The sequence below is a fragment of the Corynebacterium lactis RW2-5 genome, from assembly GCF_001274895.1.
Classification (GTDB): domain Bacteria; phylum Actinomycetota; class Actinomycetes; order Mycobacteriales; family Mycobacteriaceae; genus Corynebacterium; species Corynebacterium lactis.
In genome coordinates this window covers 164542-186512 of sequence record NZ_CP006841.1, presented here as the reverse complement: position 1 = coordinate 186512, position 21971 = coordinate 164542, and the positions used below count along the sequence as shown (strand labels likewise).

19 protein-coding genes, 2 tRNA genes and 1 riboswitch are annotated in these 21971 nt (G+C 62.4%); of the genes, 2 read left to right on the top strand and 19 right to left on the bottom strand.

The window, feature by feature from the left end:
* Positions 1 to 6 precede the first annotated feature (6 nt).
* The 12 genes from CLAC_RS00760 to CLAC_RS00705 form a co-directional block, all read right to left on the bottom strand.
* Positions 7 to 837: a carbohydrate ABC transporter permease gene (locus CLAC_RS00760; protein ID WP_053411286.1), complete on the bottom strand. Its 831-nt coding sequence runs from the start codon at positions 835 to 837 to the stop codon at positions 7 to 9.
* An 11-nt stretch (positions 838 to 848) separates the two neighbouring features.
* A complete protein-coding gene (locus CLAC_RS00755; protein ID WP_053411285.1) occupies positions 849 to 1769 on the bottom strand; it encodes a carbohydrate ABC transporter permease in 921 nt (306 codons plus the stop codon).
* On the bottom strand, positions 1770 to 3206 hold the full coding sequence (locus CLAC_RS00750; RefSeq protein ID WP_082312941.1) for an extracellular solute-binding protein: 1437 nt from the start codon (positions 3204 to 3206) through the stop codon (positions 1770 to 1772). It abuts the gene before it with no gap.
* Between the two features lie 165 nt (positions 3207 to 3371).
* A tRNA-Ser gene (locus tag CLAC_RS00745) sits at positions 3372 to 3457 on the bottom strand.
* A 185-nt stretch (positions 3458 to 3642) separates the two neighbouring features.
* Positions 3643 to 4017: a metal-sensitive transcriptional regulator gene (locus CLAC_RS00740; protein ID WP_053411283.1), complete on the bottom strand. Its 375-nt coding sequence runs from the start codon at positions 4015 to 4017 to the stop codon at positions 3643 to 3645.
* Between the two features lie 25 nt (positions 4018 to 4042).
* Positions 4043 to 6238, bottom strand: coding sequence for a heavy metal translocating P-type ATPase (locus CLAC_RS00735; RefSeq protein ID WP_053413153.1), 2196 nt, complete (start codon positions 6236 to 6238; stop codon positions 4043 to 4045).
* A gap of 30 nt (positions 6239 to 6268) precedes the next feature.
* Positions 6269 to 6478, bottom strand: coding sequence for a heavy-metal-associated domain-containing protein (locus tag CLAC_RS00730; protein WP_053411282.1), 210 nt, complete (start codon positions 6476 to 6478; stop codon positions 6269 to 6271).
* Between the two features lie 75 nt (positions 6479 to 6553).
* Positions 6554 to 7813, bottom strand: coding sequence for an HNH endonuclease signature motif containing protein (locus tag CLAC_RS00725; RefSeq protein WP_245621914.1), 1260 nt, complete (start codon positions 7811 to 7813; stop codon positions 6554 to 6556).
* Between the two features lie 34 nt (positions 7814 to 7847).
* A complete protein-coding gene (locus CLAC_RS00720; protein WP_053411280.1) occupies positions 7848 to 9395 on the bottom strand; it encodes an AMP nucleosidase in 1548 nt (515 codons plus the stop codon).
* 78 nt (positions 9396 to 9473) lie between these two features.
* Entirely contained in the window at positions 9474 to 9944 is a 471-nt protein-coding gene (locus CLAC_RS00715) for a hypothetical protein (RefSeq protein ID WP_245621913.1), read from the bottom strand.
* A 10-nt stretch (positions 9945 to 9954) separates the two neighbouring features.
* A riboswitch (SAM riboswitch) is annotated at positions 9955 to 10061 on the bottom strand.
* Between the two features lie 123 nt (positions 10062 to 10184).
* Positions 10185 to 11423 carry an Nramp family divalent metal transporter gene (locus CLAC_RS00710; RefSeq protein WP_169750351.1) on the bottom strand — a complete coding sequence of 413 codons (1239 nt, stop codon included), beginning with the start codon at positions 11421 to 11423 and terminating at the stop codon, positions 10185 to 10187.
* Between the two features lie 333 nt (positions 11424 to 11756).
* Positions 11757 to 12209: a flavodoxin family protein gene (locus CLAC_RS00705; protein ID WP_053411278.1), complete on the bottom strand. Its 453-nt coding sequence runs from the start codon at positions 12207 to 12209 to the stop codon at positions 11757 to 11759.
* A gap of 291 nt (positions 12210 to 12500) precedes the next feature.
* Between CLAC_RS00705 and CLAC_RS00700 the strand changes: the two genes are divergently transcribed.
* Positions 12501 to 12758, top strand: a complete 258-nt coding sequence (locus tag CLAC_RS00700; RefSeq protein ID WP_053411277.1) for a hypothetical protein — start codon at positions 12501 to 12503, stop codon at positions 12756 to 12758.
* On the opposite strand, the gene gluQRS is transcribed toward CLAC_RS00700, so the two are convergent.
* On the bottom strand, positions 12755 to 13714 hold the full coding sequence (gluQRS, locus tag CLAC_RS00695; protein WP_053411276.1) for a tRNA glutamyl-Q(34) synthetase GluQRS: 960 nt from the start codon (positions 13712 to 13714) through the stop codon (positions 12755 to 12757). The genes CLAC_RS00700 and gluQRS overlap by 4 nt on opposite strands.
* 42 nt (positions 13715 to 13756) lie before the next feature.
* On the opposite strand from gluQRS, the gene CLAC_RS00690 reads away from it, so the two are divergent.
* On the top strand, positions 13757 to 14569 hold the full coding sequence (locus tag CLAC_RS00690) for a queuosine precursor transporter (protein WP_053411275.1): 813 nt from the start codon (positions 13757 to 13759) through the stop codon (positions 14567 to 14569).
* A gap of 266 nt (positions 14570 to 14835) precedes the next feature.
* Here CLAC_RS00690 and CLAC_RS00685 read toward each other — a convergent pair whose 3' ends face one another.
* From CLAC_RS00685 to CLAC_RS00660, 6 genes are all read right to left on the bottom strand, one after another.
* On the bottom strand, positions 14836 to 15615 hold the full coding sequence (locus CLAC_RS00685; RefSeq protein WP_053411274.1) for an ABC transporter permease: 780 nt from the start codon (positions 15613 to 15615) through the stop codon (positions 14836 to 14838).
* 19 nt (positions 15616 to 15634) lie between these two features.
* Positions 15635 to 16627 carry an ABC transporter ATP-binding protein gene (locus CLAC_RS00680; protein WP_053413151.1) on the bottom strand — a complete coding sequence of 331 codons (993 nt, stop codon included), beginning with the start codon at positions 16625 to 16627 and terminating at the stop codon, positions 15635 to 15637.
* A 195-nt stretch (positions 16628 to 16822) separates the two neighbouring features.
* Positions 16823 to 18124 carry a tRNA guanosine(34) transglycosylase Tgt gene (tgt, locus tag CLAC_RS00675; protein WP_053411273.1) on the bottom strand — a complete coding sequence of 434 codons (1302 nt, stop codon included), beginning with the start codon at positions 18122 to 18124 and terminating at the stop codon, positions 16823 to 16825.
* 58 nt (positions 18125 to 18182) lie between these two features.
* Positions 18183 to 21035, bottom strand: coding sequence for an MMPL family transporter (locus CLAC_RS00670; protein ID WP_053411272.1), 2853 nt, complete (start codon positions 21033 to 21035; stop codon positions 18183 to 18185).
* 487 nt (positions 21036 to 21522) lie between these two features.
* Positions 21523 to 21613, bottom strand: a tRNA-Ser gene (locus CLAC_RS00665).
* Between the two features lie 86 nt (positions 21614 to 21699).
* Entirely contained in the window at positions 21700 to 21888 is a 189-nt protein-coding gene (locus CLAC_RS00660) for a CsbD family protein (protein ID WP_053411271.1), read from the bottom strand.
* Positions 21889 to 21971: the final 83 nt, after the last annotated feature.

Genomic DNA, 21971 nt, shown 5'->3' with positions numbered 1-21971 from the left:
TCTGCCCTATCCCTTCACAGCGCCGGAAGTCAGGCCGGCGACGATTCGACGTTGGAAAATAATCACGAAAATGATGATCGGAATGGTAATCACGATTGCGGCGGCCGCGATGGAGCCGGTGGGCTCGTCGAACTGCGACGAGCCGGTGAAGTTCGCCATCGCCGCCGGTGCCGTCCGCGCCACCTCCGTAGAGGTCAGCGACACCGCCAGCAAGAAGTCGTTCCAGGCGAAAATGAAGACCAGAATCGAGGCGGTCACAATCCCCGGAATCGCCAGTGGTGCGACCACCAGGCGGAAAGCTTGGAACGGCGTTGCGCCATCCATTTGGGCAGCCTTCTCCAACTCCCACGGAATCTCCCGGAAGAACGAAGAGAGAATGAAAATTGCCATAGGCAGCGCGAACGTGATGTACGGCAGAATCAGGCCCGGCCACGAATCGAACAGACCGAGACGCCTCTCGATGTCGAACAGCGGACTGACTAGAGATACCTGCGGGAACATCGCAATCAGTAGGGACACTCCCAGGATTACCGACTTGCCCGGAAACTCCAGGCGGGCAATCGCGTAGGCGGCCATCGTACCGACCAGCACCGCCAGCACTGTGGTAATCAGACCAATGCCGATTGAGTTAATCAACGCCCGCGTGAACTCGCTGGTAGAGAAGATTCCCTTATAGTTCTCGAGCGTCCAATTCCGGGGGATAAAGTGCCCGTCGTGAAGATCAGCCGTCGGCTTAAACGACAGGCTGGCAATCCACAGCACCGGCACCAGCGCGTAGAGCACAACCAACGCCAAAGCAACGACCCAGGCGACCTTTTGTTTCGGTGTAGTTTCCATGGTCAGTCCTCTCAGCCCTTCTGCCCCGCGCCCGGCGAGGAAGCGCCGAAGCCCTTGACAAAGATGAATGCAATCAACGCCACGCACAGGAAGATCAGGACCGAAATCGCCGATCCCACGCCAAGGTTGAAGGCCTTAAACAGGTTGTTGTAACCCAGAATCGACACCGATCCCGTGCCATTATTTCCCTTGGTCAGGATGTAGATGTTGTCGAAAACACGGAAGGCATCCAGCATACGGAACAGCAGTGCCACCAGAATCGACGGCTTCATCAGTGGCAGCGTAATGCGGAAGAAACGCTGCCAAAAACCAGCGCCGTCCAGCTCCGCAGCTTTCAGCGCATCATCCGGGACCAGGGCCAGGCCCGCGAGCAAAAGCAAAGCCATGAACGGCGTCGTCTTCCAAATCTCGGCACCAATAACGATGAAAATCGCAGGCCACTGCTCGGTGAGCGGCGCCGAACCGTCGGGAAGCAAATTGGCCAGGTACCCAGTCTCCGGTGTCCAGGCATAGTTCCAGGAATAGGCGGCGGCAACCGTAACGATGCCGTACGGAATCAGCACCACCGTGCGGATAATGCCACGGCCGAAAATCGCGCGGTGCATGACCATCGCGATAGCCATACCCAGCACGAACTCCACCGCCACCGAAAGCAGGGTGATAAAAGCGGTCACCCCCAGCGCCTCCCACCAGTAGTTGCTGGTCAGCACCGAAATGTAGTTCTGCAGGCCGACGAACTCGCGATCATCCGGGAAACGCAAATCATAGCGCTGGAGCGACAGCCAGATCGCGTAGCCAATCGGGTACGCCGTCACGGCCAGCATCAGGATAAGCGCGGGTGATACCAGCAGCAGACCCAGGCGGCGCTCCGCGCGGCGGCCGTCGGAAAGCTCCGCGGCTTCCTTCTTCGATGTGGTTGATGGGCTAGACATCTACGGCACCAATCCTTCCGACTTCACTGCCGACTGGAGCTGCTTGTCCAACTCCTCGACCAGGCTGTTGGCAGCGATTCCCTCCGGCGGACTGATTCTCGACGCAAGCAGAATCGACACCGACTGATACGCCGGCGACTTCGGGCGAACCGCCACCCCCGCCCGGCGCGGCGACGGCAACAGCGCACGCTCCGCAGCGGACTGCGGCTGCTCATCGAGCTTGCTTAGGGACTCGTAAATCTCCCGGTAGAAGGGGTATTCCTCCTTGAACTCATCCGTCGCCTCCGTATAAAGGCGCGACAGCGTCGGAGGGACGCCACCCTTCAGGGCGTTATTGAGCTGATTTTCCTCATTGCGCAGGCACTCGATCGCATCGAACGCAAGATCCTTGTACTTCGACGTCGACGGCACCGCCAGGTTCAGGCCGCCGATAGTCACCTTCGCGGGCTGGCCCGGATTCATCGCCGGGTACGGGGCCCAGGCCATATCCTCGAAAATCTCCTTCGCCTTCGCGTCCCCGCCATCAGCTTTCTCCTTCAGGCCGGCATAGACGAAAGGGTAATTGACCTGGGCGAACGCGTCACCGCGATCGAAAGCAAGCCGCGCCTGATTCTCATCCGACTGCGAAATCGACGGATCATGCCCCTTCGCGGTGGCGACACGATGCATCATCTCCAGCGCGCGCTGGGCCCCATCGCTCTCGCCGATGGTCACGGTCTGGCCGTCCCCGCCCACAATCTCGCCACCTGCGGACTGCGTCAGCGAATTCAGCCACACCGCCGCCCCCTCATACTGCGCGGCCTGGACACCAATCGCGGCCGGTTTTTCCTGCTCAGCAAGTTTTTCTCCAGCCGCGACTAGTTCGCCCCACGTCTTCGGCGGCTCCGGGAGCAGCGACTTTCGGTACCACAGCATCTGCGTATTCGTGTTGAGCGGAGCGCCGTAGAGACGGTCCTTCCACATCGCAGTATCTAGCGGGCCGGAAAGTGTGCCCTCGGCAACCCTCCCCGCGACGTCGTCAGGCAGAGGAACCGCCCAACCAGCCTCGGCGAACTCCGGCGTCCACGTCACATCCAAGGTCATGATATCGAAGGAATCGTCCCCGCCCACGATGCGCCGCGCCAGCTGAAGACGCTGGTCATCCGACTGCTTTGCCGACACATCGTACTCAATCTTGTACTTGCCGCCCGACTGCTCCGAGCACACCTTCGCCGACTCCGCGTACTGATCCGCCGCATCCGCCGGCCCCATCATCCGCAACACCGGCGCCTGCGCCCGCGCTTCGTCGGCCGGGGCTCCGCAGCCCACAGCCCCGGCGAGCAGCACCGCAGCACTCAGCCCGGCAGCGGCAGCCCTTCCCGGCCCCACCTTGCGCCGAAAACGCGCCCCAAACGGCGACAAATACGACTTAAACCGTGACGGTCGACGGTCAGACATGTGACTACTCCCAAGTTTCGCGTACGAAAACAACGGTAGCCTGTGATGCGGATTGGTGTTCGAAAACCGTGAAAATCCCGGGAGTGGGCGTAGAATAATTGGCACTTGACCATCACAAACAAGCGGAAAACCCCCGGTAGAAAAACTACCGAGGGCTTCCAATTGCGGAGGATGTGGGATTTGAACCCACGAGGGATGTGACTCCCGCACGCGTTCCAGGCGTGTGACATAGGCCGCTAGTCGAATCCTCCAACGTCGTTAAAGACTACCCAACCGCACACAAAAACCCAAAACAGCACCCTCACCAGGCAAAACACCACGCTTTACGACGTCGCCCCACGCCCAAAATAAAACTCCGGGAGTGGGGCGCCAATGAACGTTTTCCGGGAGTGGGGCGTTCGGCGCGTCGGCAAGCAGAAAATTTTTCCGGGAGTAGCTACTTCGTGAGCCGGGCAATCGCCGCCGAAGCCTCAGCGAGCTTCACATCCAGCTCCTCCTCGCCGGCCTTCGCAGCGTTGACCACGCAATGATGCAAATGCGCGTCCAGAAGCGTCATCGCCAGCGACTTCAGCGCAGAATTCACCGCCGAAATCTGCGTCAACACATCGATGCAGTACTGCTCCTCATCAATCATCCGACCAATGCCGCGGACCTGCCCCTCAATCCGACGAATGCGCGCCGCATAGCGCTTCTTCTCCGCCAAGTAAGCGTGATCCGGGTGATCCGGGTGGGCGGGGTCGTTGGGGTCATTTGAGCCCGGCGCGCAACAGGGGGCGTCGGGAAGCGAAGACGAACAACAATGCTCACTCATCAAAAATCCTTAACCCTAATCAATCTCAAGAAACCGACCGGAAACCGCGCAGACGCAGACTATTGCCAACCACAAACACCGACGAAAACGCCATCGCCGCCCCCGCAAGCATCGGGTTAAGCAACCCAAGAGCCGCCACCGGAATCGCCGCGACATTGTAAAAAAACGCCCAAAACAGATTGGCCTTAATCGTCCGGAGCGTCCGACGCGAAAGGCGCACCGCATCCACCGCGGCCAACAGGTCGCCGCGCACCAGCGTCACGTCTGCCGCCTCAATAGCAACGTCCGTGCCAGTGCCCATCGCGAGACCAAGATCCGCCTGAACCAGGGCGGCTGCGTCATTGACACCATCGCCGACCATCGCCACCCGCGCCCCCTTCTCCTGGAGCGTGCGGACCGTCGCGACCTTATCCTCCGGGAGTACTCCCGGAATCACGTCTCCCGGCTCAATCCCGACCTGCTCCGCCACACGACGCGCCGGCGACTCCGCGTCGCCCGTCAACAACACCGGGCGGAGCCCCAACTCCCGGAACTTCGCAATCGCCTCCGCCGACGACGGCTTCACCGTATCCGACACCGACACCGTGCCGGCGACCGCGCCGTCGACGCGAACCTCAATCACCGTCACCCCACTCCCGGAATTCTCCGGAGCAGACGCGCGGCCCACCTCGACCTGGTGGCCATCCACGGTGCCGCGCACCCCCACTCCCGGAATATCTGAGAAATCAGACACCGGGAGTAGACTCCCGGATTCCTTCGCCGCACGCACGACCGCCTGCGCAATCGGATGCTGCGACGCCGCCTCTACCGAGCCCGCAAGCGTCAGCCAATTTCCGGGAGTAGGAGAGATCCCGACAACGCTCATCACACCCGTCGTCACCGTGCCAGTCTTATCCAGTACGACAGTGTCAATCTTCTGCGTCTGCTCCAGGACCTCCGGCCCACGAAGCAGCACACCGAGCTTTGCTCCACGGCCCGTTCCGACCAGCAGCGCTGTGGGCGTCGCCAAGCCAAGAGCACACGGGCAAGCAACAATCAGCACCGCGACAGCAGCGGTGACCGCCTGTGATGCGTCATGCCCCGTCAGCAGCCACGCAGCGAGAGTAATCAGCGACAACACGATGACGACCGGGACGAACACTCCCGAAATCCGATCAGCCAGGCGCTGCACAGGAGCCTTGCCGTTCTGTGCGGCCTCCACAAGCGCCGCCATCCGCGCCAACTGCGTCTCCGAACCAACGCGGGTCGCCCGCACCAGCAGCCGGCCGGAAGTGTTGATGGTGGCACCCGTGACCTCATCCCCCACCGACACCTCAACCGGCACCGGCTCGCCTGTCAACATCGACGCATCCACCGCCGACGCCCCCTCAACCACTACGCCATCCGTCGCAACCTTTTCCCCAGGTCGGACGACGAAAACCATCGACTCCCGGAGTTGCCCCACCGGAACACGCCTCTCGACGCCATCATCACCGAGGACAGCGACGTCCTTGGCACCAAGCTCCAACAACTCCCGGAGAGCCTGACCGGCTGTGCGCTTCGCGCGATTCTCAAAGTAACGGCCTATCAGCACAAACATGATGATGCCGGCCATCGCCTCCAGATAAATATTCATACCCGCATGCCCGGGAGTGACGGTGAGCTGGAACTCGTGCTTAAGCCCCGGAATGCCTGCACTCCCGAAAAACAGAGCCCACAGACTCCACAGGAACGAAGCAGTCGTGCCAAGCGTGATGAGGGTGTCCATGGTGACATCGCCATGACGAGCCGTATTAAGCGTCGCCCGGTGGAACGGCCACCCCGCCCACACATACACCGGGGCCGCCAGCGTCAAGCACAACCACTGCCAATTCGTGAACTGCAGCGCCGGCACCATCGACATCGCAATCACCGGAGTCGTGAGGGTTACGGAGCCGATGACGCGGTTGCGGAGAGCTTCCAACTCCCGATCTTTTTCTCCGGGAGTAGCTCCCGGATCTGACTCGTCCAGAGTATCTTGTTGCGGCAGTTCAGCGGTGTAGCCAGCGGCAACGATAGTGTCAATTAGTTGTTGAGGGTTGATATCCGCCGGAGCTTTCACGTGGGCCTTTTCGGTCGCGTAGTTGACCGATGCCGTCACTCCTACCAGCTTGTTGAGTTTGCGCTGGACCCGGTTGGCACAGGAGGCACACGTCATTCCCCCGACTGGGATATCAACTTCCAGGAGTTGTAGCTCCGGCATTTCCATCTACCTTCTTCAGGAAGTTGGCAGTTAGTTTGCGATGGCCTGGTAGCCGGCTTCCTCCACAGCCGCAACGACCGCGTCCGCGTCAATCGCACCATCGGAGGAGACAGAGAGGAAGTTCCGGGAGCGGTCTACTTCGATGTCCTTGAGCCCCGGGAGCTCGGAGACCTCTTCGCGTACCGATGCTTCGCAGTGGCCGCAGGTCATTCCAGTAACAGTAAAAGTTTGTGTAGCCATACCCTGAGATATACCCCTGTAGGGTATGTGTGTCCAGCCTTGAAACACGCCGAAGCCCCGCCTCCTCCGCAGATTTTAGGAATTCCGGGAGTGGCGGTAGGTGGCGTACGCGCGCCCAGCCAGCGCCGTCGCAAAGGCGAGGTTGTATTCGGGCGGCGAGTGCGGGTCGGGAGGTTGCCGGTAGACGGCGCCGGAGCCGTCGTCACGCTCGAGGTGACCGTTGCAGCATTGTCGGTCGTCATCGTTGGCGGCGTTGTGTTCTTTGCAGGTCATGACCATGTTTTCCATGGTCGTCGTCCCGCCGTTTTTCCGAGCGACCAGATGGTGCGCCTGCCCGGCGTGGGCGGGGCGGGTGCAGCCGGGCCAGGCGCAGATTGGGTTGTCGAGGATCATGGCCACACGCTGGTCTTCGGTCGCCAGGCGCGGGTTGTGCATCGGGAGTAGATCGGCTGGCTGGTTGTGCTCGTCGTAGACCAGCACCCACCCGGTGTCGGCAAGCAACGCCTCGACGAATTGTCCGGGAGTGAGAGTCGAGCCATTCGACGTCGCCGCATACCGCGGGGTGTACTCCACGATGTCTTGCGCGGTGATGATGAGTGCCGGCTGGTAGCGCAGCTTATCGACGGCGTCTACCGGCCCCGTACTCCCGTGGGCCAGACGCTCCGCAAGCGCCTGACCAACGCAGCGGTCGCGGGTATAGTCCTCGTGTGCCTTCGCGATTTCGGCGGCGCGAACAGTCAACGGTGCGACCAGGTCGTCGATCATGTTGGCGGGCCCGGTGACCTGCAGGTGCTTCATCCCGCGAATATCCGGTTTCCGGGAGACGTGCGCCCGCAAGTGCTGCGGCGGGGCGGCCTCGTCGTTTAGTTCCTTGACGCGGCCGCGCATGTAGGCGTCGAGGCCGTCGAAGTCGTAGCGGCCGGCGGCGCGGGTGAAATCCAGGCGATGCTCCTCCCGAATCTCGACGTTATTAATCTGCCCGCAGCGCTTATCCACCTGCATTACCGTGTCCAATGACAAACCCAGCTCCCGGGCCAGCGCGACGGAGGCATCGCGATTGATGACGTCCGCGTCGTCGTCAAGCGGGGCGAAAAGGCGATCGGCGCAGCGCAGCAGGCGCTTGAGCCGGAAGGGGTCGAAGCCGATGCGCGCGGCCAACTCCCGGTGCCCGGTGGATTTTTCCGGGAGTGCGGCGCGCAGGTCTGCGAGGAGGTCAATCCCCCTCGTAGCCAGCGCGCTGAGCAGCCCCATTGTTGTCATGCCGCTCAGGTTAGATGATGGGCCGCCGTCGCGCCGCCCGCTTTCCGACGACATCCACAGGTCCCCGACAGGCATGCACAAGACGGGTTTTAGGGGTTGACAGGCCCCGCTATCGGAAGGCGACCTCCCCCACCGGGCGGCGGAGTTTCCGGGAGTGGAGGTTAGTCGGGTCCGCGGCCATATCCTCGCACGCCCGCACGGCGGCCATGAGGTGCTCCTCTTTGGAGGACTGGTAGAACTCCCGGGCGGACTTCGGGAGTTTGGGTTTGTCGTGCAGCGGCATATCGGAGACGCTGAGCAGCGCGCCGTAGGGCACGCGGAAGCGGTAACCGTTAGCGGCGATGGTGGCGGATTCCATCTCGACACCGATGGCGGTGGACTTCTGCAACTCCCGGTACAGGTCGGCCTGGGAGCGCCACTCCCAGTTGCGGTCGGATGTCGACAGGACTGTGCCAGTGCGCAGGCGTTTCTTCAACTCGTCGCCGCTCACTCCCGAAACTCGTCGCAGCGCGTTGGTGACCGCAAGCTGCACCTCCGCAATCGGCGGGATTGGTTTCTCCAGTGGCACGTAATTGTCGAGGACCCCGTCGGCGCGGTCGTAGCCGTTGGCGAGGATCATGTCGCCGATACGCATGCGCCCGTCCAGGCCGGCGCAGTGGCCGACCATCATCCAGCAGTGCGGCCGGGTTACGGCGAGGCAGTCGGTGATGGTCTTCGCATTCGACGGGCCGACGCCGATGTCAATGATGGTGATGCCGCATGTGTCGTTGCGAAGCAGGTGGTAGGCGGGCATCTGCGAGGAGTGTGCGTGCTCGCGGCATTTTCCGGGAGTGGGGATCGCGCCGATGTCGTAGCGCCCATCTCCCGGGCATACCAGCGCGGTGTAGCCGTGGGAATTTCCGGGAGTGAGACTCCGGGCGTACTCCAGGAACACGTCCGTGTGCAGTTGGTAGTTGGTAAAGAGCACGAAGCGCTGGATGTTCGCTGGGTGGGAGCCGGTGTAGTGCTCGAGGCGTTGCAGCGCCAGATCGATGCGCGGGGCGCTAAAAAGGCTCAGCGGTTTGATGGGCAGGTCCAGGAAGTTTGCCTCGCCGTCGGCGATGGTGTCGTCGATGCAGGCGGAGTCTATTGGGGTGAAGGTTTTCTCCACTGCCGCCAGCACGCTTGCCGACGCCCCCTCCCGCGTCGCCGCTTTTTCTGCCGCGGCGTTGAATCCGCGGCACATCCGCAGGGGGATGGGTTGCTCGGAGACGCGAACTTCCACTTCCCCGCCGTGGTTGGCGAGCAGGTCACTGATTTGTTCGATGAGGTAGGAGCGGTACATCACGGGCCGGGTGATGGTGGTGGCGTACACTCCCGGGCGGTCTACGAAGCCGTGCGACAGGGAGGGGTCGACATGCTCGACGGCGCTGCCGGTGTGGACGGTGAAGCGCAGTTCGGGATAGTAGGCGCGCACACTTCCCGAAAACGCGAGAGCGCCGGGAGCCTCCGACTCCAGCGCTTCGGCGATAGTCCGGGAGTAGGCCTCGATGAGGTAGTCCATTCCTGCCTGGTGAATTTCCGTGAGCCGGTCGACGGCTGCGGCGGGGTCGGTGAAGTAGTCGCCCTCACCTTCGGTAGGCCAAAAAGGAGGCGGGGTGGAGTCTCGATGCTGCATGTTCCCAGGCTAGGTGGTCGATTCGGGGCTCGCCACCGAACTTCCCGCACCGCCACGATGCCTGCATCAGCCCCGCGCCTACCTCACCACCCCGCGCCACACCCCGTCGATGCTGCGTTCGACCTCGCGGGCGGGCAGGACTGCGTAACTTCCGGGAGTGGGGAGGGTGAGGAAGCGGCGGCCGTCGGCAAGCTCATGCCAGAGGATGCGACCACGACGCGCCCCGCCGCTTACGTGGCCGCTGAGGTAGTCGCGGCGGCCTTGGTCTCGGAGTGTGGCGTAAAAGCCGGCGTCGAAGGGCAGCGGCGCGAGGTTCCGGGAGTGGAGGTCGAGCTGGCGACTGTCGATTTCCACGCCCACCGGCCGCCCGCTCACGATGAGGTCGGCGCACCTGCGGCCGCAGCCAATGACAATGGTTTCTCGCACTACAACGCCGGGAGTAAGGGGTAGGTCGCGCGGGTCGCCGTTGTGACTCGCCCAGGCCTGGCTCGCGCGGCGAACGTCTTCGGGTTCAGGCTGGTCGTACTGGCGGGGGTTGCGTACGGGCATTGGTGTCTCCTTGAATCTCTTCCCTACAGGGGCTGATCTTCCTTTGGGGCACCGTCCGGGAGTGGGGCGGTTGCCTATCGACGCTGTCAAAGGCCATGTCTCGTCGATATCTTGATCGTGGCGCCAACCCTAACACCCAATAGACCGCTTTGTCTACCTTTCGCTGCTTTCCGCTTTTGTGCTTTACGACGCCACCTACCCCCACTCCCGAAAGCACCCCGGGCGACGAGGCTGCGCGCCCTACGCCTGCCCGGTGGCGATTAGAACAATGAGCGCAACGTTCAGCGCAATGATCAGCGCGCAGATCCCCCAGGCCACGCGCCGGACGATTGGCGTGTTGGTCCATTTACCCATCTCCGCGCCAGAAGAGGTCATGCGCACCAGCGGCACTAGCGCGAACGGAATACCAATCGACAGCACCACCTGGCTGAGCACCAGAGCCCAGGTCGGTTCGACACCAGTGGCGATGACAACCAGTGCCGGGATGATGGTGATGGCGCGGCGGACGAGCAGCGGCACGCGGATGCGCAGCAGGTCACGCATAATCATGTCGCCGGCATAACACCCCACCGACGATGACGCGAGCCCCGACGCCAGCAGCCCCACCGCGAACAGCACACCCACCACGGGGCCGAGTGCGCTGTCGACTGCCGCGTGCGCGCCCTCGATGGAGTCGGTCCCCGGGATTCCCGGGAGTGCCTCCGCGGCCAGGCACAGCATGCCGATATTCACCGTGCCCGCCAGGACCAGCGCACCGAAAACATCGAGGCGAGTTGCTCGCAAATGACGCCGGATGGACTCGTCGCCGCGCACGTCGAAGTTGCGGTCGCGGACCAGCCCGGAGTGCAGGTACACCGCGTGCGGCATCACGGTCGCTCCCAGCATGGAGGCGGCGAGGACGACGGTGTGGGTGCCGTCGAAACGCGGAATAATGCCGGCGGCCATCTCGCCGACGCTCAGGCCCGTCACAAACAGACCGGCAAGGAACCCGACCGTGATGACCACCAGAAACGCGACAATGATGCCCTCGAACGTGCGTTGCGAGCGCCCTCCCTGGAACAGCAGCAGCCCCAGCGACACCACGCCCACAATCATGCCGCCGAGCAGCATTGGCGTGCCGAAAAGCAGGTGCAGGGCCGTAGCGCCGCCGATGATCTCGGCAATGTCGGTTGCCGCCGCGACGATCTCCGCCTGTCCCCAGTACAGCAGCCGCCCGGCGCGATTTCTCCGCCGCGCCCGCTCGCTGCGTGCGCCCCGACGCTCGAACGACGCTGCGACTCCCGCCGTCAGCGATTGTCCCGCGACCAGGCCGTACTTGGCCGACAGATACTGCACGACCATCGCCATCACGTTCGACGCCACCAGCACCCACAGCAGCAGATACCCGTACGTCGCGCCCGCCGACAGGTTCGCCGCCACATTGCCCGGGTCGACGTAGGCAATCGCCGCCACAAACGCCGGGCCGAGCAGCCCCGCCAGGGAACCGCGCGCGCCCACCCCGCTTGTTTCGCTTGCCGACGACGCCCCCTGTTCTGGCGTCTGAACTTTATTATTCACGTTTTGGATTATCGCACAAGGCGGCGCTTTTTGCGCAACTTTGCAATCGTATTATGTGGCGCTACTCCCCCTCTTCGACCGGACTTCAGCGCCACGCACCCCGACTTCAGCGCAGGTTGGTGACTGTAGCGCAGCGTATCGGCTGTGCTGAAGTCGCAAACGAGCGCTAAAGTGCCCGAGTGCCCGAGTGCCCGCGTTCCCGGGCTCGGGAATGCGGGGCCGCTGGCCGTGGACCGAAACCCGAGCGCTGAGGAACTACTCCATAAGCCCGGCGGCCATCGTCCCGCCGAGGTTGACCAGGTCATGGGAAAGGGCGTCGTCAAGCGAGCCCACAAAAACCACAGGCTCGGCGGCGAGCTCCCAGCCATACCCGGTGGTGATGGACTTCATGGCGTTTTCGGCGCCGGTAGTGTCGAAGCCGCCGCGGATCCAGTAGGAAAACGGCAGGCCCTTGGTGGTTTCAGATGCCTCGCGGAAGGTGGTGTCGAAGAAGTGCTTGAGCGCGCCGGAGATGTAGCCGAAGTTGGCGGAGGTGCCGAGCAGGATAGCGTCGGCGCTGGTCAGGTCGCTGGTGTTTGCTTCGAGGGCGTCGATGACACGGACGTCGACGCCCTCGATTGCGGGGTCGCGGGCGCCGTCGAGGACTCGCGCCAGGATCTCCTGCAGCAGGGGCGTGGGCGAATGATGGACGATGAGAAGTGTCGACATGCCCCGAGGGTAACGGCAGTGGAGGTCACGCGAATGGTTTTCGGATCGATTGCGTCCCTCTAGCCCCGATCATATTTTCTGCACCAAGAGCAACATTCGCCCCACGAACGGAGCGTAAATTAGGCCCTAACGAGGCCAGCTCTCAATTTGTGTGGGCTTCAGATTAGAAACTCCCAGGTCACGGGTTGCTGAAATTGGAAAATCACCACACAAATTTAGAATTGCCCCGTACATGCTGGGTTTTCCGGCGAAAAACCGCACCGCCCCCCCACTCGCCCCTCCCAGGAAACCATGAAACACTTCCGCAATGCCTCCGTCGCCGCACTGTCCTTTGCTCTGGCCTGCTATGTCGGGCTGTTTTTCGTCAGCACTGCACTATCCGATGCTTGGACGATCCCGCTGGCCATCGGCGTCTTCGGATTCGGCCTAATCGGCTTCCTCACAGCGCTAAAAGCCCGGTCAAACAGTTTGGTAATCACGACGGCACTTATTACATTCGCGCTCTTGCCCCTAACGTATGCACTAGCCGTAGTTCTCGGCGCCCCCTAGAAAACCACCTGTTCGCGAGGAATTTTGAGACCCGCGCGTAGGGCTTCCGGAAGGTCGGCAATCGAATCGATATAGTCAATCCCATCCCGCGCGTCACTGCCGCGAGCCTCCGACATGCCCTCCCCCACCAGCGAATCCAGGATCCACCGCTGCGCTGCATCCACGGGCACCTCGCCGAGAGTCACGTCGCCATCCCGCTTCGACAAGCGCCGCCCCTCGGCGTTAACCACCAGCGGCACGTGAACAAACGTCGGCGCCGAGTAGCCGAGCAGCCCGGCCAGGTACGCCTGCCGAGGCGCCGAGGTCAGCAGATCATCGCCGCGCACTACCTCGGTCACCCCCTGGTCCGCATCGTCGACGACCACCGCGAGGTTGTACGCCCACATGCCATCGGCACGCCGCAGAATAAAATCGTCGATGGGCGCGCGCACCTCGCCGTGGATCTCATCCATTGCCGTCCCCTCACTCACCTGCGCCTTTAGGCGTATCGACGGCCGCCTGCCCGCCGCCGCGAACTCGGCCCGACGGGCGGCCACGGCGTCGTCGGAAAGCAAGCGGCAAGTCCCCGGATACTGCCCAGGCACACCGTGCGGGGCGGAGGACGCGGCGAGGATTTCGCGGCGAGTACAGAAGCAGGGGTAGGTCAGGCCGGCGGCGGTGAGGTGGGCGAGGGCGGATTCGTAGAGGCCGGAGCGCTCAGATTGGCGGACGGGCGCGCCATCCCAGTCGATGCCGATGGCTTCGAGATCCGCGAGCTGCTGCGCCTCATACTCGGGACGGGAGCGCTGGCGGTCAATGTCCTCGATACGCACGATGAAGCGGCCACCGTGGGCCCGCGCGTGCGCCCACGCGAGGACCGCGGTGCGTAGGTTGCCCAGGTGCAGCCGTCCGGTCGGCGAGGGGGCGTAACGACCGGTGGGGGCAGCGGGCACGTCGGGCACAGCGGGCAGGCTCATACCGACAGTGTAATAACCGCGCAGCCCGGTAATATCCCACCCGTGACTAATAACGAGAACCTGCCCAAGTCTGGGCCGGGCAACGCCGGGTCGGCCGCTGCAGCCGCCCCGCACGCGCCCGCACACACCGCACCTGTTCCTGCAGCAACCGCCACCGACCCGCACGGCACCGCCGCGCAAAGCGTCGGCAAGCAGAGCGCCCCCACCCCGCGCCACATCCCAACCCAGCGGTCCCTGTACCCGACGTTCATGGCGCTGTTCATCGGCGTGCTGATTGTCTCCAACATCACTGCCACGAAGGGCGTGGAAATCTTCGGCCTGGCCACCGACGGCGCGTTTTTCCTGTTCCCCTTGAGCTACGTCATCGGTGACGTGCTTTCCGAGTGCTACGGCTACAAGGCCACCCGCCGCACCGTCTGGACTGGTTTCGCCGTCCTCGCAGGTGCCATGGCCTGCTTCTTCATCGCCATCAAACTCCCGGCCGCGCCCTGGTACGAAAACCAGGCGGCCTTCGAAACCGTCCTCGGCACCGTCCCCCAGCTGGTGCTCGCAGGCCTCGCCGGCTACGTTGTCGGCCAGCTGCTGAACGCCTGGTCCCTCAACGCAATCAAGAAGCGCACCGGCGAAAAGGCCCTGTGGGCTCGCCTGATGGGTTCGACCGTGGTTGGCGAGTTCGTCGACACGTTAATCTTCTGCTCCATCGCCGCGACTGCCATTGGCATCGACTCCTGGGGCACCTTCGTCAACTACGTCATCGTCGGATTTTTCTGGAAGACCGCCGTGGAGTTCGTGGTCATGCCGGTCACCTACGCCGTCATCGCGTGGGTCAAGCGCCGCGAGGGCTACTACAACTAGCCTCAGCCCCTCCAGCCCCACCCGTAACAGCGACGGCGTCCAAAACCCGCCATGAAGACCATTATTCTCAACTTTGTGACACTTGTTTTTCCAAAACACCAGGTGGTCAAGTTTGCTACCTCAAAAAACTGTCACAAATTTGAGAATGACCGCGTTTAGGCGCCACGTCAGCACGCTTTACGACGCCGCCTTCCGCCCGCCTCCTGTTCCACGCAGTCAGGCGGGCACTTTGATTACTTGGATTTGCGGCTATTTCACGTTGCCGCCTACTTCACGTCGCGCTTGGCGTTCACGAAATGCGCCGCGGCGATAGCCACCACGACCCAGGCCACCAGCACAATCGCGTTAAACCACACCGGCTGCGAGGTATCGGGGTTGTACCCAATCCCGGGAGCCTCCGGGTCGGCAACGCCGCTGACAAGCTGGGGAGCTAGCTGCGAAATTCGTTCCCCCGGTGCAGCCAGCCAAAACGGCAGCGCAAACGCGGTCGCTGATGTCGCCAGTACAAGCAACTTTTCCACAACCAGCAGCCACACCAGTGGTACCGCCACCGCCGCGACTCGCGAGCGCGTCAGCACGCCCAGCGACATCGCAATCACGGAAAACACACCAAAGTTCAGTATCGCACTAATGAAGTCATCAAAGGAACCACCGATAAAGGACACCCTTGGTGAAATGGCTGTCGCCAAATAAGCAACACCTACGCCAAACACCCAGCATAGAGCAAGAAAAACAACGGTCAGCAGTCCACGCGCAACCAACCACAAACTCCGTCGATCCTGCGTCAGGAACGCGTGTGCGTGCATCTGATCGTTGTACTCCCCAGCCAGCGTTGCCCCCGCGAATGCGATTGCGATCATCGCGAAAATCATCGTGCCGATTGTCAGCATCGTCCAATCGAGCATCGTCCCCGAATCGGCTAGCATCCCCATCAAGATAACCGGGCCGAACATCGATCCACTCAGCAACATCGCATAGATCCAGGTGCTGCGCAGGCTCGCCAGCTTCGTCCACTCAGAGCGCAGTGCGCTTGTAAAACTTGCCATTGTCTGTCCTCCAATCCCTCTACTGAGCACCCGAGTCGGCGTCCGAACCGTCAGCCTGATCTACCCCGGCTGTCCTATACTCTTGCGCGTCCGCGGTGGCAGCCAGGAACCGAGCCTCCAGGTTCTCTCGCTTCGTCTCCAAGCGAGTGACTAACAGGCCCTCACGCAGCGCCGCCGCCGCAATCTCACCACGCAGGGTGGCCTCGTCCGCACCGTCGGCAAGCGGGATACGCACAACCCCTTGCTTGCCGACGTCCGCCCCACGGCCCCGCGGCCCCAACGCGGCGAGTAGTCGGGCGGGATCTGGGACCTCCGCTTCGACTACGGTGCCGTCGGCGAGGAATTCGTCCATCGTGTACTCGCCGATCATGCGGCCGCGGCCGATGACGACCAGGCGGTCGGCGGTCAGCTGCATCTCCGAGAGCAAATGCGAAGAGACAAGCACAGCGCGGCCCTGGGCCGCCAGCGACTTGATGGTGGTGCGCATCCAGGACACGCCCTCCGGGTCGAGGCCGTTAACGGGTTCGTCGAGAATCAGGTGCTGCGGGTCGCCGAGCAGCGCCGCGGCGACTCCCAGGCGCTGCTTCATGCCCAGCGAGTAGCCGCCGATCTTGTCCTTGGCGGCATCGGTCATGCCGACCTGCTCCAGGCACTCCTCGACGCGGGTGTCTGGAATCCCGGCGCCGCGGGCCAGGGCGCGGAGGTGGTTGCGCCCCGAGCGGGCCTTGTTATGCCAGGTCGAGTCCAGGATTGCACCGGCCACGCTGGGCTTATTGGGCAACTGTGCGAACGGCTGGCTGGTGTAGGCAGCACCAGTAACGTCGGTGCCGGTGAACAGGGCGCGGCCAGTAGTCGGCGCGTCCAGCCCCAGGATGCAGCGCATCGTCGTGGACTTGCCGGAGCCGTTGGGCCCGAGGAAGCCCGTCACCACGCCGTCGGGGACCGTGAAAGACAGGTCGTCGACGGCGAGTTTGGAGCCGTATTTCTTACTGAGGCGTTCAACAGTAATCATGTTGTCCATCATGCAGGCGCGCGGCGCGACGCGCATCAGGTGGCAGGGCTATCGGCGACGTTGTGCCCCGTTGCGCCCCGTTTCTGCCGGGCCGACAGGCCTTCCAACCCGTCACTCCGTGGCATCCCGCCGGCGTTATGCCAGCGCGTGCGGTGTCAAAACGTGGAGGAGAGCCCGCCGGCCCACCAAGCCGCTCTAATTCCCCACCGCGCGACCACCGTTGGCGTAGTAGCGGCCGAGGAACTCGTCGCGGTACTCGTAGAACCGGTCCTCCAGAATCGCAGCGCGGATGTTATCCACCAGGTGCACCATGAAGTACAGATTGTGGATGGTGCAAAGTGTGCCTGCCAGGTATTCCTTGGCTTTGAGCAGGTGGTGCAGGTACGCCCGGGAGTAGTTCAGCGAAGTGTACGAATCCACCTCGGCATCAACCGGGCGGAAGTCGCGCTTAAAACGCGCATTCGTCAAGGTCATGCGACCATCCAGGGTGTACACACCGCCACGGCGTGCTAGGCGAGTCGGGGCGACACAGTCGAAGGTATCCGCGCCCGCCTCTACGGCGGCAAAGATGTCATCCGGCTCGGAAATGCCCAGCAGGTGGCGGGCGCGGTCGTCGGGAAGCTCGTCGTTGACCCAGCCGCAAATCAGGCCGAGGTTGTGCTTCTCGATTGCTCCACCGATGCCGAATCCGTGGAAGCCGAGCTTGCCGGCGTCCTCGAATTCCCGCGACAGCTCTACCAGGCCGCGCGCGGCCTTGCGCCGCAGGTCCTCGTACTGGGCTCCCTGTACGACACCGAAGAGCTGCTGGAGTGGGAGTTGGCCGTCGGCAAGCGAATCAGCGTGACCATCGACCTGGCCACGCGCGTCCGTGAGCTCATTGTGCGCCTGAAGGCAGCGGCGCGCCCAGCGGTGGGTGCGCTCGACGGAAGACTCCTGGTAGGCGCGGGTGTTCATTAGCGTGGTCAGCTCGTCGAAGGCCATCAGAATATCCGCACCGAGGGCATGCTGGATGCGCATGGACACCTCGGGCGTAAAGCGGTGCTCCGAGCCGTCGATATGGGAGCGGAAGGTCACGCCGTCCTCGTCGACGAAGGCGTTGCGCTCCTTACCATCGGCGACGATGTCGTCCTTCTGCAAACCAGATACGTCCATGGCCAGGGTTTTCTTGAAACCTGCGCCGAGGCTCAGAACCTGGAACCCGCCGGAGTCGGTGTAGGTCGGCCCGCGCCAGTTCTCAAAGGCCGCCACGCCGCCCGCCTCATCGACAATATCCTCGCCGGGCTGCAGGTAAAGGTGATAGGCATTCGACAGGATCGCCTGCGCGCCGGTGTCGCGAATCTGCTCGGGCGTGAGGGTCTTCACGGTCGCCTTCGTCGCAACCGGGGTGAACGCCGGCGTCGCAATGTCGCCGTGCGGGGTGTGGATGACACCCGCCCGCCCGCGCGCTCCTTCAATTTGCTTTACGACGTCAAACCCAACGGTCTTGGACTCCGACATGCACGCTCCTGCTTCTGAAGGGATTGTGAGAATAGAGGATAAAAGTACCGACTAGAGGTTACTCTGCGGTGCCGGAGCCATCGCCCTTGCGGGGCGTTTCGTTGGCGCTGGGGTCCCAGATGGCGCGGCGGTGGCGCGGCGGCTCGAGATCCGTTCCCTCGCGTCGTGCGAGATCCGCGACCGTCAGCTTCTTGCGACGCACCGGGCGGTTATCCGGTCGAATCTGAATCTCCCGACGTTGCTGCGCGCGCTGTGCATTCTCTTGGGCCTCAGCAGTGGCCACGGCAGGCTTCGAAGTCGGTGCAGGCGTTTCTGAATCACCCCTGTCAGATGCTTTTTCTGACACCGCAGTTGCCACAGTTTCTGTGGCTTCCGAGTCCTTCGGCAGCTGCTCGGCCTGTGGCAATTCCGGCGGCTCGGTCGTCTCGGTGGTGTTGGTCGATTCCTTCGCCTTATTCTCGGCCGCACCTGTCGTTGCCTCCGCGGCTGCGGCGGCACGCTCACGGCGGCCCTTCTCCACGAGCTCGTCGGAGACCTCCTCGAGCGCCGCGCCCTCAACGTCCACAGACGGCAGAATCTTATCCAGCCACCTGGGCATCCACCAGGTCGCCCGACCCAGCAGGAACATCGACGCCGGGATGAAGGTCATGCGGATGACGAAAGCGTCGAAAAGCACGGCGGCACCGAGAGCGAAACCGAACACCTTCACGGTCTGCAGGGGCTGACCTGCGAAGGCCGCAAACACGGAGATCATGATGATTGCGGCGGCGGTAACGACGCGCGCACCCAGCGAAAAGCCCTCGATGACGGACTCCTCGACTGCGGAGTAACGCGAGCCCGGGGTCGCCTTGCCCTTGCTGTGCGTGAAGTGCTCACGCATGCGGGAGACCAGGAACACCTGGTAGTCCATGGCTAGGCCGAAGGTCACGCCGATGAGGAAGATCGGCACGAAGCTGACCAGGGGGCCCGGGGTTCCGATAATTCCCCAAAGACCGTTCTGGAAAATCATCACGGTCACACCGAATGCCGCACCGACCGAGAGCAGGAAGCCCATGCCTGCGGTCAGCGGAACCATGATGGAGCGGAAAATCATCAGCAACAGAATCACCGCGAGGCCAACGACCACACCCAGGTACAGCGGCATCGCGCCGGAAAGTCGGTCAGTGATGTCGATTTCGATCGGAACGAGGCCGGTCACGCCGGTGTAGAGGCCGGTGTCGCGCTCAATCTGCTTTTGCTGATCACGCACCGCGTTCATCAGCTGCTTGGTCGCGGGATCGAGGGGGCCGGACTTCGGTGTCATGATCATCTTCACCGAGGTGCCGTCCTTATTCAGGCCGATCATCTGGATGTGCTCGACACCAACGTTGGACTTGAACTGATCCACCGCGTAGCTATACGACGCCTTACGGGCCGCGTCCACTTCACTCATCTCGGGGCTGGAGTGGCGCAAAGTATCAATCAAGGGCTTGAGCACCGGAGCGTCAGGATTGACGTTGTCCGAGTCGGCGATGATGATGAGCTGCGAGTTTCGGCCGGCGCCGAAACCTTCCTCGATCATCGCGATCGCCTTGCGGTTGGTGCTCTCCTTCGGCTGCGTGGAGTCCGAGGGAAGCGCGAGGTTCAGGTTCATCGCCGGGTAGGCCAGCGCGCACAGCAGCACGATGCAGCCGGCAAGGAAAAGGCCCGGAACCTTGTGGATCAGGGTCACCCAACGACGGCCGAGCGTCTTCTCTCCCAGCAGCGAGGTGCGCCCCTTCTTCGTGGGATTGCCCGCGATGCCCGGGATGCGGACGGCGAAGACCTTATCCCCAAGCAGGGACATAATCGCCGGAAGCAGTGTGAGCGACACCAAGACGGTGAACCCCACGGTGATGGCGGCGGAGATACCCATCAGGGACATGAACGGCACCTTCGCGACGGTCAGCGCCGCAAGTGCCACGATAACCGTCAAGCCCGCGAAGACCACCGCTGAGCCCGCGGTACCGGTGGCCATGCCGACGGCGTCGGGCTTGGTCATCCCTCGGGAGAGCTCAGCGCGGTAACGCGAGAGAATAAACAGCGCGTAGTCAATACCGACGGCCAGACCGAACATGACAGCCAGCACCGGGGTGATGGAGTTGACGTCCGTGAACGCGGTCATCAGAACCACGCCCAACACACCAATAATGATGCCCACAATCGCCGTGATGATAGGCAGGAAGGATGCCACCACAGATCCGAAGGTCACAACGAGAACCACGAAAGCGACGGAGACGCCGATAATCTCCGAGGTCGGGGCCACCTCGATGGCTGGCTGCATACCAGGGCCGGACGCTTCCACCTTCAAGCCTGCATCACGGCCGGCCTGCATGGCGTCGAGAAGCGCCTGCATATTCTCCGGCCTAATATCCTGTGGCATCTTGGCGTCGAATACGAAGGTGGAGATGCCAAAGCGGCCATCGTCGGAGATTGTGCGCAGGGCCTCCGCGTCCGCCTCGGCGACGTCCTTGGGTAACCCGGCCTCCATGCCGCGGGACTTGACGACCTCGCGCATCTGCCCGTCAAGATCGACCGGGTTGACCAGCTGCAGGTCATCGGCAATCTGGTCGATGTTGTTTTTAATGCCGTCGATAACGAGGGAAGCGGCCGCCTTGTTCAGTGGGTCGGAGAGTAGCTGCCCCTCGGGCGCCTCAAACACGACGTAAACGCGCTGTTCGCGAATCGGATTGGGAACGTCGGGGAACTTATCCTCAATGACGTGCGATGCGTTCGCTGAGGGCATACCGGGGATCGAGAACTGGTCGATGAACCCCTTTTGGAATGCTGCGACCGAACCGCCAAGGCCCGCAAGAATGAGGAGCCAGGCGATGATCACCGTCCATTTGTGCAGGTAGGAGAACCTGCCGAGTTTGAACAGGACCTTAGCCATGTCGAGTTTCCCTAACGTTGAAAAAATCAGTCGAATAAACCTGCGCTAACGCAGATTATGAAAATACTTTTGTAAGAGTAGCGGACTTCTCACATAAATGTTAGCAATGGGGCCAATGTTATTGCTGTTACTGATGCGACTTGGTGAGCGAGACTGCCACGTCACTTGTTGGCGCAGGATTGGTCACTTATTGGCTCCCGCTGCCACTTGTTGCGGCGGGATCATGTTGTGTGTGCGCTATAGCGCAGCAACAAGTGAATATCGCGCCAACAAGTCAATTGCGCTACATCGGGCCGGCCGACATTACGCCGGACTGCCGACATCGTGACAGCCTGCCGACGTTATGCCACGGCATGCACTGTCACAACGGCGATGGCGTGTCGTGAAGTGGAAGGATCAAACCTTAAGCTCCCAGCCCCAGACACCCCCCAGACACAAGAAACCCCCAGCAGATTCCTTGGAAGCAAGGAACCCGCCAGGGGTTTATTGGCGGTGGCGGAGGGATTTGAACCCCCGGTACGGGTTTACCGCACAAAGCATTTCGAGTGCTTCACCTTCGGCCGCTCGGACACGCCACCGCTAAAAAACGTTACCTGCAAGCACGGACTGCACCAAACCAGCAGGTAAGAGTCGGATTTTCGAGAACCCTATCGGGCGCTCAGCCTTACTCGCCGGTAATCTTGCCCAGCGCCTCAGTGGCCTTATTCTTCAGGTCCTCAGCGCCCTGCTTAATCTTGGCAGCAGCCTGGTCGCCCTTGCCCTCGTTCTTCAGGTTTTCGTTACCGGTAGCCTCGCCAGCCGTCTCCTTGACCTTGCCGCCGAGCTCTTCAGCCTTGTTCTGGAATTCGCTCATGATAAGCCTCCTCAAATATTTAAGGACCGTTCTACACCAACGGTACGCGCGTGAGGGTTCAAAGGCATTAAATCAGCATCAAT

What these genes read in the sequence shown, in the direction of transcription:
- CLAC_RS00685 (WP_053411274.1), bottom strand. Translation starts at nt 15,615, where the DNA reads ATGGCAAGTTTTACAAGCGCACTGCGCTCTGAGTGGACGAAGCTGGCG.
- CLAC_RS00735 (WP_053413153.1), bottom strand. Translation starts at nt 6,238, where the DNA reads ATGCCGGAGCTACAACTCCTGGAAGTTGATATCCCAGTCGGGGGAATG.
- CLAC_RS00660 (WP_053411271.1), bottom strand. Translation starts at nt 21,888, where the DNA reads ATGAGCGAATTCCAGAACAAGGCTGAAGAGCTCGGCGGCAAGGTCAAG.
- CLAC_RS00700 (WP_053411277.1), top strand. Translation starts at nt 12,501, where the DNA reads ATGAAACACTTCCGCAATGCCTCCGTCGCCGCACTGTCCTTTGCTCTG.
- CLAC_RS00750 (WP_082312941.1), bottom strand. Translation starts at nt 3,206, where the DNA reads ATGTCTGACCGTCGACCGTCACGGTTTAAGTCGTATTTGTCGCCGTTT.
- CLAC_RS00760 (WP_053411286.1), bottom strand. Translation starts at nt 837, where the DNA reads ATGGAAACTACACCGAAACAAAAGGTCGCCTGGGTCGTTGCTTTGGCG.
- CLAC_RS00680 (WP_053413151.1), bottom strand. Translation starts at nt 16,627, where the DNA reads ATGATTACTGTTGAACGCCTCAGTAAGAAATACGGCTCCAAACTCGCC.
- CLAC_RS00670 (WP_053411272.1), bottom strand. Translation starts at nt 21,035, where the DNA reads ATGGCTAAGGTCCTGTTCAAACTCGGCAGGTTCTCCTACCTGCACAAA.
- CLAC_RS00715 (WP_245621913.1), bottom strand. Translation starts at nt 9,944, where the DNA reads ATGCCCGTACGCAACCCCCGCCAGTACGACCAGCCTGAACCCGAAGAC.
- CLAC_RS00705 (WP_053411278.1), bottom strand. Translation starts at nt 12,209, where the DNA reads ATGTCGACACTTCTCATCGTCCATCATTCGCCCACGCCCCTGCTGCAG.
- CLAC_RS00740 (WP_053411283.1), bottom strand. Translation starts at nt 4,017, where the DNA reads ATGAGTGAGCATTGTTGTTCGTCTTCGCTTCCCGACGCCCCCTGTTGC.
- tgt (WP_053411273.1), bottom strand. Translation starts at nt 18,124, where the DNA reads ATGTCGGAGTCCAAGACCGTTGGGTTTGACGTCGTAAAGCAAATTGAA.
- CLAC_RS00755 (WP_053411285.1), bottom strand. Translation starts at nt 1,769, where the DNA reads ATGTCTAGCCCATCAACCACATCGAAGAAGGAAGCCGCGGAGCTTTCC.
- gluQRS (WP_053411276.1), bottom strand. Translation starts at nt 13,714, where the DNA reads ATGAGCCTGCCCGCTGTGCCCGACGTGCCCGCTGCCCCCACCGGTCGT.
- CLAC_RS00725 (WP_245621914.1), bottom strand. Translation starts at nt 7,813, where the DNA reads ATGCCTGTCGGGGACCTGTGGATGTCGTCGGAAAGCGGGCGGCGCGAC.
- CLAC_RS00730 (WP_053411282.1), bottom strand. Translation starts at nt 6,478, where the DNA reads ATGGCTACACAAACTTTTACTGTTACTGGAATGACCTGCGGCCACTGC.
- CLAC_RS00720 (WP_053411280.1), bottom strand. Translation starts at nt 9,395, where the DNA reads ATGCAGCATCGAGACTCCACCCCGCCTCCTTTTTGGCCTACCGAAGGT.